Annotated in this window: 11 protein-coding genes; 2 read left to right on the forward strand and 9 right to left on the reverse strand. The window is 41.0% G+C overall.

The genetic code is table 11. From position 1 onward, the window contains the following. Window positions 1–8: 8 nt before the first annotated feature. The 4 genes from ABIC84_RS20545 to ABIC84_RS20560 are packed head-to-tail and all read right to left on the reverse strand — an operon-like array spanning window position 9 to window position 5,974. Window positions 9–692 (reverse strand): hypothetical protein, encoded by a 684-nt coding sequence (locus ABIC84_RS20545; RefSeq protein ID WP_429264774.1) that lies wholly within the window; start codon window positions 690–692, stop codon window positions 9–11. A 45-nt stretch (window positions 693–737) separates the two neighbouring features. Further along, a complete protein-coding gene (locus tag ABIC84_RS20550) occupies window positions 738–1,631 on the reverse strand; it encodes a hypothetical protein (protein ID WP_429264775.1) in 894 nt (297 codons plus the stop codon). A 37-nt stretch (window positions 1,632–1,668) separates the two neighbouring features. Then, a complete protein-coding gene (locus tag ABIC84_RS20555; RefSeq protein WP_429264776.1) occupies window positions 1,669–5,457 on the reverse strand; it encodes a hypothetical protein in 3,789 nt (1,262 codons plus the stop codon). A 22-nt stretch (window positions 5,458–5,479) separates the two neighbouring features. Further along, complete coding sequence (locus ABIC84_RS20560) at window positions 5,480–5,974, reverse strand: hypothetical protein (protein WP_429264777.1); 495 nt, start codon at window positions 5,972–5,974, stop codon at window positions 5,480–5,482. A 349-nt stretch (window positions 5,975–6,323) separates the two neighbouring features. On the opposite strand from ABIC84_RS20560, the gene ABIC84_RS20565 reads away from it, so the two are divergent. Next, window positions 6,324–6,749 (forward strand): hypothetical protein, encoded by a 426-nt coding sequence (locus ABIC84_RS20565; protein WP_429264778.1) that lies wholly within the window; start codon window positions 6,324–6,326, stop codon window positions 6,747–6,749. A 99-nt stretch (window positions 6,750–6,848) separates the two neighbouring features. Next, complete coding sequence (locus tag ABIC84_RS20570) at window positions 6,849–7,517, forward strand: hypothetical protein (RefSeq protein ID WP_429264779.1); 669 nt, start codon at window positions 6,849–6,851, stop codon at window positions 7,515–7,517. Here ABIC84_RS20570 and ABIC84_RS20575 read toward each other — a convergent pair. From ABIC84_RS20575 to ABIC84_RS20595, 5 genes are all read right to left on the reverse strand, one after another. Beyond that, the gene (locus ABIC84_RS20575; protein WP_429264780.1) at window positions 7,510–8,418 is read right to left on the reverse strand and encodes a DUF4238 domain-containing protein; all 909 of its coding nucleotides are present in this window, start codon (window positions 8,416–8,418) and stop codon (window positions 7,510–7,512) included. The genes ABIC84_RS20570 and ABIC84_RS20575 overlap by 8 nt on opposite strands. 21 nt (window positions 8,419–8,439) lie before the next feature. Beyond that, window positions 8,440–8,862: a hypothetical protein gene (locus ABIC84_RS20580; RefSeq protein ID WP_429264781.1), complete on the reverse strand. Its 423-nt coding sequence runs from the start codon at window positions 8,860–8,862 to the stop codon at window positions 8,440–8,442. 85 nt (window positions 8,863–8,947) lie between these two features. Next, on the reverse strand, window positions 8,948–10,975 hold the full coding sequence (locus ABIC84_RS20585; protein WP_429264782.1) for a hypothetical protein: 2,028 nt from the start codon (window positions 10,973–10,975) through the stop codon (window positions 8,948–8,950). Further along, complete coding sequence (locus tag ABIC84_RS20590) at window positions 10,972–15,000, reverse strand: DEAD/DEAH box helicase (RefSeq protein WP_429264783.1); 4,029 nt, start codon at window positions 14,998–15,000, stop codon at window positions 10,972–10,974. Before ABIC84_RS20590 ends, ABIC84_RS20585 begins: the two co-directional genes overlap by 4 nt. Before the next feature lie 745 nt (window positions 15,001–15,745). Continuing rightward, a complete protein-coding gene (locus ABIC84_RS20595; RefSeq protein WP_429264784.1) occupies window positions 15,746–16,078 on the reverse strand; it encodes a helix-turn-helix domain-containing protein in 333 nt (110 codons plus the stop codon). Between the last annotated feature and the right edge of the window lie 96 nt (window positions 16,079–16,174).

Genomic DNA, 16,174 nt, shown 5'->3' on the forward strand with positions numbered 1-16,174 from the left:
CGGATTGGTTAGTGTTTTGCATTTCCTGTAATCGCTGTAAGCTGTTGCTTCAGCAGGTTGATCTGCTCCTGGAGCGAAGCCAGCAACTTGTCTTTTTCTTTATCCTTCTGCTCGTTTTCTATCGCGTACAAAGTCAACTCTTCCACTTTCTTCATCAGTAGCTTGTTCATTTCGCCAAGGTTTTGTCCGTTTTTTTCAACTTCCTCTGCTGAAGGAATTTCGGGAAGGTGCTGGTTCTGGTCGATGTACGATTTAACTTCCGTTAAGGAAGGGAGTTGGTAGGCTGATTTGAACACGTAATCCGGCCATGCAGAGTTAAGTTTTACCGTGACTGAAGTTGCAATAACGCCGCCGTTTACCCCAAGTTTATACCCTTTGGTATCAGTAGTGCCAATACCGACGTTTCCAGTCGCAAAAATGTTCCCGGTTCCGTAATCCTGATTATTAGACTGAAGCCCTACCAGCAAACTTGCGTTATAAACCTTAACCGGCTGCACATTGGTGCCGCAAAGGTTCAATCCCCATATTTCCTGTATGGCGGTCACGGGCGCCCCCGATGTAAATGTTAAAAGGGAGTTCGTTGAGCCCAACGGACCCGAGCCCGAGGTTTGAACTGGCACATTCATCTGTGCAAAACTGCTCAGTGAGCAAAAAACTATCGCTAATAAAATTAGATTCTTTAAGTTATTCATGTTATTTGATAATGATTAGGTTAATGACAGCTGTTCTTCGCAATGTTATTTTGAAACAGTTTTTTCAAGTTGTGCTACCCTATTCTGCAGTTCTTCCAATTGCTTGTCTTTTTCCTTGTCCTTTTTCTCATTATCAATCAGGTACAAAGTTAGCTCCTCCACTTTCTTCATCAGCAGCTTGTTCGTCTCACCAAGGTTTAATCCATCCTTTGCTATTTCATCCGCGGACGGGACTTCCGGCAAGTGCTGGTTTTGGTCTATATACGTCTTGACTTCAGCCAAAGGGCGGAGTTGATAGGTTGGCTTGAAAACATAGTCCGGCCACGTGGAATAGAGTTTGACGAATACAGCGGTCGCAATGGCGCTGCCGTTCACTGCAAGTTTATAACCTTTGGTATCTGATGTACCAATACCTACGTTACCAGCATCTCTTTGTAAAGACAAAATCCCTCCTGCCGTAGCTCCTCCGCCGATAAAGGTTTGTAACAATCCGTAACCGGTTGGTCCCCCGGTAGTCCCCGATATACGGAGGTTCGAGTTGCTACCGTCTCCTGTAACTATGCCATAAGTATCAGTGTTCGTAAATACATGGAAAGGGGCAATAGGAGTCAGTGTACCTATACCGACATTTCCTGCTGAGCTTGCGCCGTTTGCAGTTGCATTGATAACAAGCGTTGGAAGTAATGGATTCCCGATACCGAACTTACCCGCTCCCATGCCCCATCCTCCATGGCTTAAATACACGGATGTTCCATTATAAATAGTTTGGATACCAGTCTCACCTGCGTTGTTTAAGGTAAGTGGATAAGTCGGGGATGTGGTTCCGATACCTACCTTTCCGCTATTGTAGTAGATGTTTGCTCCATTAGTAGTCCATTGCGCGAAGAGACAATTCGATATAAAAACGAATAAAACCGTGATTAAGGCTAGTTTTTTCATGCTATTTATTTTAGTTTTATTGGCTGCTTAAGATCAATTATGGCATCAGCGAATTACTTACGGTAATCGTATAGGTTATGCCAGGACTGAATGTTATCGCATCGCCGGAACGCGCGTAGAACCCTGAGCCCGTCGAAGGCTGCACATAATATTCCAGGATGCTCAGATTAAAGTTCTCGTTAAGCCGGAAACCCAATTGGTAATTTCCGGTAGACACATAAAAGTCCGTGCTTCCTGAATTATACGGAAATTTTTGAGACGCTACTATGTGTTTGTTTTGGAACAGATCCATGTAAGCATTGCTCGGCATAGCGCTCCCCGTATACATAAACGCTACCAAAGAAAGGTGGACCATCTGACCCACAGGACAGGGGATACCGGCAGATGCAGCAGGGCCATCTGTTGAAAACAGGGCAGATTCGGCACTTGAATTCGCCAAAGCAGCCGAAGTACTCGTGAATTTACCACCTGTTTCCACGTAATTCCAGCTTTTGTAAGTTCCGCCTGATCCGCATAAAGCGCTGAACGTTGCCATTACCGGTACACTGGGGCTGACCACATAGCCGGGAAGAGCAAGAATCGAACCAGGTCCGGTCTCATTATAGGTATATTGACTGATCACTTTTTTATTGTGGTCTGTTATCCGCATCAAGCGGCTGATGCCGTCATAATCATAATATTTGTTAAGCCCGTTTGGCGCAGTCTGGCTGGAAACTCCTGTTAACAATTTATAGGTGGATGATGAAACCATTGCGTTTGGCAAATTAGCCCTAACCGAGGTCAGGGTCGATCTCAAAGAACTATCCACTACGACCGTCTGAAGGGTCGGGTAGTTTACGATAGTGGATACCTGGCTGTAGTTTGCCCCTAAAATTTCGGCAACCGGATATTTATAATTATACCCCCAAAGGTATGTTTTGGGAACCCCATCTCTTCCGGTAACCTGGACTAGGTTTGCCTTTACATCATAGACATCATACGTGATGGTGTTCTCCAGCGCGTTGCCTTTTACAGACGCCTGCTCGGATGATTTTGCAATAAAACCTGGCCCTGTCGTGAAACTGGCATAGTTGCTTTTTACGTGCGTAAGTTCAGCGTTCGCCGTGCTGTCGAATTTAATATCTTCGATCACATCATTGATCCTGTTGGCAGCCTTCATCTGATCATAAACAGACGTTCCGCCGTAATCATAAGGACGTTTGATCGTCTCCAAAATATGGTGACCGTCGCTATTAATCGTCACGATCCGAGACACCTGTAAATAATTCGGGTTATCATAGTAATAGCTTCTGGCAATGGTTGTACTGTCTGTATTAGTGAACCATTTTTCGCGTTCTCCGGTTAGCAGTAGCTTTCCGACTTTTATGCCATACTGGCCGGATTGATAATCGGAGCTTCTTCCCTGCCAGCCGCCTGAAACCGAGGTGTTATAAAGTCCATCAGAACCGCCTGAATATACTCCTCCGGATGCTACCTGGCAAATATTCCGTAAGAAGGAATAAACTACCCGTGGCTGGCCTGATTGTTCCCATTTTTTATAATCAAACTCCTTTTTATGTACCGGAAGGTATTGCTGGTTTTCGTATTTATATTCTGTCTCACTTTTTTCCATCCCGAAAAAGCCATCGGATTTGATAATCGGGATATTGGTGCCATAAAAAAGATTATTATAGGTAAGGGTAGCAGGAACAAAATAATCCGGGTCATAATAATTATAAACTTTTTTTCCTGTTATAGCACCCATGTCGCTGTTATATTCGGTAACCCTTGTATAATAAATAGGCGAGCCGCTTGAATAGGTATAATCAAGGGATGACGACGGTTGATAAGTTGTTTTGATTTCCTGGCCTTGCAGAATCATGCAAGAGGCATTCTGACAGGTTCCTGATGTCGGCCCGAAAAAATAACTAACGGTTTGGTTATAATGAAAAGCGTCCCAGGTAAAAACACCCGAGTTAAACTGCCGCGGCAGTGAATTTACAACAACACCAAGCCCGTCTTCCAGTTCACCGTACCTGTAATATTTCTGGGATACCGGCTTGTTATTTTTACCGTCCCAATAGGTAATGCTGCGAATGCGCAGCCCTCCGACCATATAGCTGGGTTTGGCATTGGTAAAACTCGTGATTTTGGCCATATTATTTTCAAAATCAAAATCCGCATAACCACCGGTAGGATATACGATCCGCTGAAGCATACCTTTCTGCGAGGCATTTTGATCAGGGCTTTCGATATTGGCGGCCGCGCCAAAAGTAAACGTATGATTAACGCCGTTGGTGCAACCAGCATAGGTATCATAATGGTAGAACTGAGTTACGGACTGTTTAGGGATATTGGCTTGCATCGCTGATAGCGAAATATCCTTTGTCGCCGCGTTAACAAAGCCCCAGGCATCTCTTCCTTTGAGATGACTGCCAAAACAGTATTTGTTATAATACATCATGTACCGCTCATAATTAATATTATTGTTCCGCACACGAACAGAATCAAGATAGAGTGTGCCATTCCACGTGGAGCCATTGTATAGCCTCGCGGACGTCATATCAGGAGAAGTTGCATAGGAAGAAATTAACGCAATCGTTTTGATCTTTTGACTCGAAGAATTAATAACTGAAATAGAGTCGATCTTATCAGTTCCTGAAAACTGGACTGATCCGCCATTGAAAGTTATTGAAGACGGCGCAAGCGACAGCACATTGCTTTCGCCCAAATCAGTTCCAATCGAGATCCCGCCTCCGTATGTTTGGTCAACAAAGGTTGAGCTCCAGCTCATGGTACCAGAATTGTATGGTGCGTAAGGTATGTGGAATATACTTCCTGAGGCAGTTTTTTCCATGTATTTAGGCCATGGCAGTGTCCAGAAAGGATGAGAGTTGATCAGGGTAGTATAATCCATGCCGGCAGTGGTCTGCGGAATATCTGAGGTTAAGTAAGATCCGCCATAGCTGCAGGGATTAAGGTTGTCATAATATTCAATGGATTCGCTGCCGTTCGTATATTGAAGCAAGGTCTTGGCCTGATAGGCAAAGGTAACCTGCGCGGTATTGGTTGCATTTTGGATCTTTGTACATTTCCAGCCGGTCACCGAGCAATTATTACAGGTATTATTAAATATATTAATCCCTCCTGACAATTCAACCCCCATGCTTGCCGCTGTAGAAGGATAGGCAACGCCGGAAGTGCCGAAATAATAAATTGTCCCATCAGTGTCAGTGATAACAAATTGCCCGCTGTTGTACTGGATTTTGATATCATCATAAGGCACAGGCACAATAGAATAGCCGGTACCATTATCACTTTTCCGAAAATAAAATGAGCCTGATTTATTAGCCAACTTGTATGAAAAACGATCAGGGGCTCCATCGGCACCGCCTGTGGCGATCTGGGCATCATAGAAATAAGTACTGCCTAATGGAAAAGCACAACTTGGGCAATAATCAAAATTCTCATAATAGGCACGCATATTGGTATTGGCCAGATACCCAACAGTGGGTTTAAAATCATCCATGCCGTTAACTGTTCTTGTAATACCGATATCGCTGTCCAGGCTCCAACCCAGCCCTACGCTGGTCGACTGTTCGTTAATCTTAAAGCCACCTGCGTGATAGGAAATACCGATAGGTACTGTTATCTCTTTATCCTGGATCTGGTAAAACGGGATATTGATATTGGGCACACCTGTATTCAGGCTGACCGGGAAGTTGACCAGTTTCGATAATGCTGAAGCTTCGGGGGAAGTAGGCATAATCTTGGGCTGCTGGGCTGATAGTTTAGCTATAGACATTCCAAACAGCAACGCTGTCAGAATCCATTTAGGTTTCATCATAAAATAAGGCAGGTTAATACGGTTATTGGTTTAAACAGTCCAGGTTTGCGGTGATCTGATTGGTTTTATCCCGCAAGACCTGTATAGAGATTGAATGGCCGTTCACGAGCAGGTCCAGTTGTGCCGGAGGATTCTTTTTCAACGCTTCCGTTTTTGTGGCGGAAATATCCCCCTCGAACAGGATCGCGGTACCATTGGCCACCGTGGCTATATGAGTATGGCCGGAGCCAGAAACCGTCTGCTGGGTTTGATCGGCAAAGGTTATTTTTAATTGAATAGCATTAAGATCTGATACTGAAAACCGGGATGGGCTCATGATCGCCAGTCCCACTGATGTTCCTGTTCCCGATCTTATAAAACTGAGCCGGGCCGACCGTAAGGTCGAATCAGTTTCCAAAATAGTAGTGACCGAGGTTGTAGTTTTGCCGGTATTCGGGTCGGTTTGCGTAATGCAGTTTTGTGACTTTGCTGTGAAAAAAATACAAATCAGGAAAACTAAGGTTAAGGTTAATTTCATGTGCAGGTTAGGATGTTATAATTTAGAATATCCTAATATAACAAGTATGTTATTTCGAAAAAATGGATAATATTATCTAAAAAGCATTTTTTAAAATTGCGTTCCAATTCAATACAAGTGTCTTTTTATCAGAAAATTAAGTATAGTAAAAAAACTCTTGGATTCCCTGTATGAATCGAATACTTTACATTTTGTACTAAATACTCTTTTTCGCGGAGCCGTAGATGTGTTGGCTAACCCAATTTTGTTGTCCAATTTGAAATTGTTAGCGCTTTCAACAAATTGCTCATCGCCAATTACAAAATGGACAATTCGATTCTGACCGAGAGGATGTGGTTTGGGAAAGCAATTGGACCGTGTTATCATTACCCATTACGATAACGACCATATTCAAAGCGCAGGCCGGTTGATCAAAGAAAACGGTAAGTTTAGCGAACCAAAGATCATCCCGATCAAACAGGTCTGGCTTAATATCTTCCAGCATTTACACGATATTCCGCAAAAAGTGGCGGAGCTGTCTGATGAGGATCAGCAACACTTGAAAGAATTTATGGCGGAGCACAGCGAATTTACGGGCATAAATGATGAGGAGGAATATGAGATCAATGCCGAGCAGGCGGTTTTTTTAGGCAAAGAATTACTGGCTAAAGGTTATCCCTGGAATGACGATTTTCGTGGAAAGGCGGTGTGTATGGAAAACGGGCGCAAAGTTTTAGTAAAAGACACCGTCAGGTTATGGATCCCGTCTGCCGCCGATCCGCATCAGAAGCCATAAAGAACGTCTAAAATTGTCCCTGTATGAATTGCCAATAGTCTTTCTTGTCTTTCCTCTTTACAGTAAACATAAATGCATCTTTGTAAATATTATTAGTACATGGAGGCCCTACTAAATAAACTTGAGAATCTTACGAAAGAGGTAAGGGATATTATGCTTTTGGCGCAATCCTCATTTAAGATCGTTGAATATTTGTATTTAGATAAAGCTCCTTTGGAGCTTGAAGTGATTAAGCAAAATCAGTTTTTAAAATATAGCCGTGAAATACATTGGCGCATTTACGTGACGGAACTTTCCAAGTTACTAGCTAACCGGCCGGGGGACTATTACAATCTTCACAAATTCATTGAAAAGTTCAAGCCGGGATTCGAGTATAATTCGGTTAAATCAATTAACCTAACCACACTTACTGCCTGGGAAAACCAATTGATTTCTGTGAAAGATAAAATTGATAATTTGCTGCTACAGCGTGATAAACTTTATAGCCACACAGATAAAAGCAGGGCTGGCGTAAAAAACATATTGTCGATAAAGGATGCACGGGAATTAATCAACATAGTGCAGCAAGTAGTTTACGACATATACAATTCCGTATTTGGTACCCATATGTCCTTTGATCCCATCGGAGAACCGTTAGACGGCCTGAAAAATATCATGGCAGCTATGGTTCAGCAAAAAAAAGATTTGATCAACTCCTTTATCACCCACAGCAAGGACGTGGGAATTGATCCTGCTGATGTAGGTTTACCCTCAGACCTTCTTAAATGAAGCTCTTCTGAGTATCATCATCTTGATTATTCAGTATCGAAGCTATTGCTTCGATTTGCTCCCTGTCTGCCGAAATTAATAAGTGCTCCTGTGAAACGAGCGACCAATAATTGATTAATCCTGCCAAGTCTGTTCCAGGCTTTTCAAACGTTATATCTGTATTCGTCAAATTCAGGTAAATACTATCTCCTTTCTCGTAGGGGCCGATTTGCAAACAATAATCTTTAGATAGCGGGAAATAAATAAGCGTTCCGTTATCTAAAATATTCCAAAAAGGATCTGGCAGTACCTTCTGATTCTTTTTTATTTTATCCAGGTTTATACCGAATCCCGGGTTATCGGTTGTCCACCAATAATTAGCTCCGGGAGCAATAAGGATTTTCCATTTTTTACTTAGAAGGATGTTGGCAAATTTTTCGATCATTTCATTAAGCAGGCTCTCCTCTGTGAAAAATGTCAAATGCAATTCCTTAATCAATTTTTCTTTGGAGAAATCCAATTTGGCCCCCTGAAATTCTTTTGAATTCTCTAAAATCTGTAAATAATACCCCCTCCAAACAGGACTTCTCAGTTTACTATAAATAATCCATTGAAATAATTCAAGCTTGATGGTCCATTCAGATACCGCAATGTTCGTTTTTAAACAATTAATTATTCCGCTATAGGTGGGTTCAATGTCTCGCGCGAAAAATGTTTCCAAATCCGTTGGGGTGGCAAATTTGTCGGAATTATAAAACTTCTTTTGCCAGAATACGGTATGGCCGGAATCTACTTTTTGAATATATGGACGGTGCTTATCAGCACTGTTAATAACAAATAAATCCCTGCCATCCTCGTTTATAGAGAAATGCTTTAAGTAAGCTTTAGAAACCGTATGTTGTTTTACGAGCTTATTTGACACTTTACAGTTTTTCTCTACTTCTCAATAGGTCTTTATTTTTCCGATAGCACCAAAGGGAAGGTTGTAGTCATGATTTACCTGGTTATTCTTGTCCAGTAAAATAATTTCCATTGCGGTACTAATTCCTTTGTGTTGCAATTTTGGCTGAGGCTTCAAGATAAGATATTTAGGGAACGTGAGTCGTTCATCAGGCACCAGGTCGTAAACTTCCAAGGTTGGCACATCAAACTCGTCCGTAGCATGGTAATTTTTCAAACCGTCAAAATTAACTACATTCTCGACAACGTAATTTTGGAACGTAGTTAGTTCATCATAGGTGAATCCACGCTCGTTCTCACCTTCTTCATCAAGATCGAAATAATACCATTCGACAATTAAAGATTTGTCCGCTGGTTTGTGACCGATTTTAAAATGGTGCAGTTGCGTTTGTAATTTATAGCTCATGTGGTATGGTTTAGCATTCTTTAAGTGTTCTATGACTTCATTAATAATGTAGATCACTTCTCCCAATATATCGGAGCATACAGTACTATTTCCTTTTCACATTAAACGGAATTGTCTTCAGCGAATCTATGGCTTTCGCGACCTCCTGAGCTCTGCCCATCTGAATATCCATAAAGTCCATGAATTCATTTCTTAGTTGTTCATATTCAGTTTGCCAATTCTTTTTTAATTTAAATTCTATTGGTCCCTTCAAGTCCTGAATACGTTTACTAAAAGATTCCATTTGTGCTTCAAAATAGTGCCTGCGAAAGTAATTCACGTTTTCTTCCTTTGCCTTTTCCAATTCTTTATATGCTTCATCAAACCTATCGATGCCCGAATTAAGGAACGGTAGAAGTTTGCTGTTGTCAAGTGTTTTAAGCCTTTGCAAAAACGCTTTGTCAATTGCTTTAGGTGCGCCAGCGCACATAGTATTTAGATCCTCAATCGCCTTGTTAATATATTTAATTCCAAATCTGGCAATAACATCTAAGTACTGTTCCTGTATTTCAGCGTCCCAATCCAGTCGGGTCATCTTTTCCTGCCGGACATGTGTGAGTCCCTGGCTTACAAAAAAGGAAAGAATATTATAGCTGCCTGTATAATAAAGATCATTTTCAGCAGTATTCCTCAACCAAACGTTTTTGTAATGAAAAGGAGGTAATTGATGTAAATAAAAATGCTGATATTTTTTTTCCAGTTCAAGCAGCTTATTGAGCTGTGGCTCTAAAGCCATTTCCTGACCTGGCTGCTCTGGTTCGGAATAGGCAACAAAAATTTTTCCTCCCTTTTTTAAATACTTTTCAAAAAATGGAATGCGATAGTTTGTCGCTTTTTTTATCCAGGGGCTAATAATCCATAACTCCTCAGCAGTTTCATCAAAAAGGCGCTTTAATTCAACTTCGAACTCCAGTGAATTAAAATGCCGCCTTATCTGGAAGATTTCAGACTCTATCGTTTTGATCTTTTCAACGTCTTGGGCGTCTATTGCCTCATCTATCTCGTGTTGCTTTTCAATTAAATCCTGCTCGATTTTAATTTGATCCTCTTTTTTCTCCTCCTGCGTATACTCAATAGCTTCGTCCAGCTTAATAAGTTGGTCAAGTAATTTCAATTTAACCGGCTCTTGCTGATCGAGTATTTCCGAAAGAATATCTAATACTTTATTCTGCCGTTCATCATAAACAAGTGTTCGGATGGAATTATCTCGAAAATTTTCGAGCAGGATTACCCATACTTTTGCCGAATAACTTTCTGCTCCTACAAACTCTACTTTTTGCAGCAAATAGTTCTTAGCCGGAAAGTGGATTTCCGGAGCTTGAAATTCTGCCAAATTCTGAATAGCGGCAAGACTATTAGGCAGTCTGGTGACTGACGCATCAACCCTTTCACTTTCCAGGTTACTGAAGATGTTTTTTATATCATTTGTTGAACCAAATGAAGTGTCAAAGTATAGTTCAAACTTTCTGCTAAATGTGGAATATTTGACACCTTGCTGCGCATAGGAAATTCCGGTTGGTGACAAGAATAAAAGGTTATCGTCACCGTCCACCATTTTATCATCTTTTAAAGCTTTTAAACCGGTCGTTAATATTTCACGTTCTGCAGGATCATTAATAATATCAAGCCCTAAAATGCTGCCGATTTTTTCAATCGGCATTTTTTCAACCAAAAGTAGATCACATATTACCTGATCAAAGACTGTAAAATCAATGGGTTGGGAACATTCACCTTTGTATTTGGCAACTGTGAAGTTCCATTGGAATTCCGTGAAGCCTATGATCCTCTCTATTAATTTTTTCTCCCGGCTGGCTGCTTCAATTATTTTTAGTTCGACAGGAAGATATTCAGAACCATTTGTTTCGGGCTTAAAGGCCGTTGGTTTATTGCCCGAATTTCTGCTTCGGTCAACCAGGTAAGCTGTATAGTTATTTCTTATTAATTCGGCAATCTCATCTGATAGAATCTCATTCGGATCTTCTTCGGTTTCAAAGCCATTAGATCGTAAAAATCCAGCTATATCTGCAACACTGGCCCGCAGATCCCTGGCGATTTTATTTAAGCGTATACTCACTTTTCTATAAGGTTTTGAAGTTGTCGGATATCAAGGCGGTGCATTTTCTGAATAGCATACGCATATTCAGGCTTATTGGAGAAATGGGCTTCATTGCCAATTACAATTAATAAACGTTTAGCACGCGAAAAGCCCACGTTAATACGTTGCAGTTCCCGTGCAAATCCCAAAGCAAATGGATATTTGTTATTGTCAACTATCCGCCTCCTTCCATTATCATCAATAACCTGCTTGTTACTTCTCACCGTCGAAATGATAACAATATTACGCTCCATACCCTGGAAACGGTCAACGGTATTTACCCGAAACGGTAATCCAAACTCGTTCTCTGCTTTATGCTGCTCAAAGTTGCGCCATTCGTTTTTTGTAAAATGTGGATACAGAGTATTTCTAATGCGTTGCATCTGCGGCATGTAATAGGTAATAATTCCTATTTCCCGCTCTTCATCTTTTTTGAAGTGGCTGAGATATTCTTGAAAGCCGTCCGCCTGAGTAAGGGCTGAAATGATCGTTTTAATAGCAATAGCCTCTCCTTCGTTTTCATAGGATGTTCCTACTTTCGTTTCGGGCGTGTCCACATTTATCCATATAGCGTGATATTTCGGCTCCAAAAAAGGTTCCAATTTTAAGCCGTGCCACCTGCTTGTTTTAACCGTGAAATCAGGTACGTCCATGCCACTTTTAATACCACAGATCAAGCCATTTTCCAATTCTATCTGATCGCTGTAAAACTGTGAAATACAATTCATGATCTGCTCATGCATGCGGAATTGCGTGTCAAGGCTGGTCACTATTTTCTTTGGTGCATTACGGAACAGCTTTTCAAATTGTGATACTTTGTAATCATCTTTGGTCCAGTCATCAATAAGATCTTTTGCCCCTACAGCATCCAGTGCTTCTCCAAACTCTCGTTCATCAATCATAGGTGGTAATTGCTTATGGTCTCCGATAATTACAACTTTCTTGCCTAATGTCAGCGGCAAGACAAGTTCGGGAGGAGTTGCTTTACTCGCTTCATCCATAATTACCAGATCAAACACAGGGTCCCCTTGCTCTTCGGAATTCTTATTGAACATTGCCTGATAGGTATCTCCGAAAGTCCTGCTACCGCATTCACTACAAGTAGCTGCGAAGACGTTTACGTGCTTATGATATGTTTGAGCAAATGTTGACTTAATTAACGCGGGTTGCTCATCCAACTGTTGCTTCCAAAGAGCTACCGCTCTACTGTATTTAGGGTCGTCACTGCAATTGTTTTTAACTTCCTCAATCCATTTAACTACAGCATTATCCTTGTTCATTTCCTCCTGATCGGAACCGGCTTTTCCATGTAACCAACGTTTTATTTTTTCATTGGCATAGACTTTTCCTTCATCTTCAAATTTTTCGATGTTGCCGACTCGTATTGGCCTTACCGATTTTCGGCTCTTCAAACGCTCAAGCGCATTATCTACCGCAAGATTGGTCTGCGACGTGATCAATAGTTTGGCAGTTGGATTTCTTAATAAGGTTTGCCAGATAAGCTCTGCGATTACCGTGGTTTTTCCCGTACCTGGCGGACCTTGAATCAACGCCAGTTCAGGTGCAAGTATTGTTTTGGCAACTGCTTCTAACTGCTTTGGCTGATCGCGTAATAGCGGCTCATTAAGGTTAGCTGCGATTATAATTTTCTCCTCTTCTAATTCTTTCTCATACAGCCTACTTTCATTAGGATCAAAAAGGAAATTAGCAAGGTTAGGATTCACAGGGAAACCATTTCTCTTACCAGGGGCAGTGACCTTTCTCATTGCCCTGATCATTCTGCCGATATTCGTAAGTTCACCTGGAAATATTGGCTTTATAAAACCTGCTTCTACATCAGTCAAATCCAGGCGGTCCGCTTCTCTCGCATTTATTTTCTGATCAAATTCTTCTGTAATTTGAAATCTTAACTTCTCTCGGTCTTTACGAACTAACTTTCCAATCTGCACTCCGTCCTTGAAATAGGCATCTATACCTTTCTGCTCGATTTCTTTAGCCAGACGTTTATTCTGCTCAGGGGTAAGGAAAATAAAAGTAGCTTGGCTAACATTTCTTCTAACCTCCTTTTCCCTCTCCAGTTCTAACGTTTCATTTTTCGTCATTTCATAAAGAGTACGTCCGGATTTACTCTCAAAATGATTGGTAATCCAGTCCTTATATCGCTCGCATGTCTGGGAGATAGCACGAACAAAACTGCTTCTATCGTCTTCGTCTTTAAATTCGTAATAGTAAAGAATCCGGGTCTGCCCCTTAACAACATCAAATGACACGTTGGTAGTTAGGGAATTATTTATTTCTGCCTGGAGTTTTCCGATTATTTGCTGACGCTCCTCCGCCAGCTCAGTCTTAAATACAAGTTGATACCGGGGCGCAAAAGGCTTTTGTTCTATTATTGCGTTCGGGGATGAAAGCTGGATTCGCTGTATCTGACGTTGAAAATCTTCCCTATCATCAGCCGTTATAGTAAGTTCAGAAGTGACAATTGAAAAAGATGATTTACCGGAAAGATCAGTAGCCGTCTTAAAATCCCGCAACGTAGACTGACTTGCTTTAGGATTGACTTTAAAATAGTATTGGGTTGGTAGTCTTCTAAAATCAATGCCAAAAGTCCGTTTGAGCAAATCAGACGCCAAGCCAACCTGCTCTTTACCTGCATTTGTCAACTCAAAGCACCTGTTATTGAGCGTCAAACCATTAACCGGATGTAAATTAATAGATCTAAATGGTTCAAATCGCGTAACTGCTTTTACAAAAGATAGCCCTTGCGATTCAAATTTTAACCTTGGAATAAACGCGGAGACGGCAATAATAATCTCCTGCTGGTCAGGTACACTGGAAACAGTCGCCTTATCTAAACCATCGCTGTTTAATATTTCCTTAATCTGTCCCATGATGGCCTGCAGGTCAGATAACGATTTAAAGCTGACCTTTAGTGTGGAATTTCTATCCTGCCGTAGTGTGAGATAATGAGCGAAATTGTCGTCTATAATCTTCTGCAAATGATGAATGTCACTTTTCTGCAGATTAATGTATTCATTCGTGTCGAGGTTAATTTCTAACTGATAGTCATCAAGTAACTTCTGCTGCAAAACTGCCAGCAATTCCGTTTTTGATTCCGGGTCAGAAAACCTGAAATCTATTTTACCCGAAAGATAATGGGTAGGCGCATTTGGCGACAATTCATAAAAAGCTTCTTCGGCAAGATCCTTTAGCTGCGTCAATTCTTTAGCAGATAGTTCCCGGTAGTTATTAAATTCAATGAAAGCTTTATCGTCATTTACACCTGAATCGTGAATTTCAGAAGGTTTGAATAGATTTTTTAGGCTTTTACCGAATTTATCGCTCAGCTCTTTTTCGTCAATAAAAATATCTATAAATGTAGCGCGCCCTGTGCCATCGTCCTTTGTAACAGCATACGGACGGTTGATGCTTGAAATTTTCCAGACCTGTTCCTTTTGTTTAACAAGTTTCTTTAAAGCAGTAACATATTTTTCCCAAATTGCTTTATCCTTTTCTTTATTCAGGTCAACCTGCGGAATGGGATAATTATTGATTGTCTGATATAATTTTTGGAACGCCTCGTCCGGTGCATCAATTCGCTCATTTACGTCAGTAAATTTCACCCGACATTTTTGTTTGACGGTATCTTTTTGCGGTTCATTAAAAAAGTTGGCCTCCTTGAATTTATTGACCCTATATGAATATCTACGGTTGAAGGTATCAATCTTATGCTCCCACAATTTTACAATCGCTTCTATAGCTCGCTCCTGACCAATCGGAATAATGATTTTATGCCTGCTTTCCCCACTCTTTTCATCGGCTTTATACTTCTGAAAATAGCACGTGACAACCCCGTCACATATGATGCTTCTGATCTGGCTAAAATTGTTTTGATTATTCGCATTCCGGTTAAATGTACCCTCGTAATCATCGGAAAACCGTAGAGTAAGATCAATTTCCGTTTCAGGCAGTGATTGTGAAAGGTCGGGGATAAGGATACTCATAATGAAATTTCAAGTAGGTGCTAATGTAATAAATAAACTCATCGGGTTAATAACCTCATATCGATATGTGACTTCTAAAATTGCTACCGGCCATTCCCTGCGGGCCGGGCTCATATTCGCTGCAAGTCCTCGCTGCACTGCGGGCTATCCGCTGCTATCCCTAATGGGTTGTCATTACAGTTTTAGGTCATTCTACCCATAATTTAGGTCGGCTTTCTCCCTTATGCATTCAAACCATTGCTTCGCAACCAATTGAATGCATCGCTAAGTCATTCCTTGACATTGGTCAAATAAACAACAGCGTTTCGCTGTACTCAACCCTGTTTCTACCAGACTATTTATAGGCTAATCGTAAGTGGCCTAATAAATTAGAAGATGTCACAAGCATTCCATAAATTTAGCAAACCAATAAAGGATAACTGATAATTATCATATGTGAATATGGATCAAATAATCAATGCTGTAAACAACGCACAAGCAACAGCAAGATTTATTGCGGAAAATCCCGCTAGCTATGTTGCAGTTCAGGGCACAATGGAAGGGGTTAAACGAATCGATCAATAGCATCATAAAACAATCTCCACTGGATTATTACTGCTGCATACTTTTTACAGGAACACATAGAAGAAACGCCAGACTTAATCAGCCTGACGTTTCCTGTTCCAACATAATATTGTAACAAGAGAAAAAAATTGAAGCCCCAATTAACATTGATTTACCTGCATTATTTTTTCAACAACTATAGTTAATCCTTTCGCTTAAGTGCCTCGTCTATTTTGCTTTGAATAGCAGAAAGTTGTTTTTCATATAATTCAATCACTTCCTTTAATGGATTATTGATAACATTTTCGACATTAGCACTAACTGTAGTTGCCGAGACGCCGCTATTCTCATAGAAATTTATAGTATTATAGAGTACTTTTTCTTCATTGAAGTTTTTCAATCCGTCAAAAGTAACGCCTAAAGCAAAGGCTATATCCTTTAATCTTTCATCGTCGATGTCTTCTGATTGTTCTATTTTCGATACGGCTTGCTTGCTTATACCTCCTAATTTTTCGCCCAAATCGGACTGCGTCATACGTAGGATGAGCCCCCGGCGCCTTGTTTTATTACTAAAGTAGGTTTCCGAGAGCTTTCCTCCAAACCGTACGTGCACCTCTCAGCGCATACGGCT

The organism is Mucilaginibacter sp. 3215 (assembly GCF_050433785.1).
GTDB lineage: Bacteria > Bacteroidota > Bacteroidia > Sphingobacteriales > Sphingobacteriaceae > Mucilaginibacter.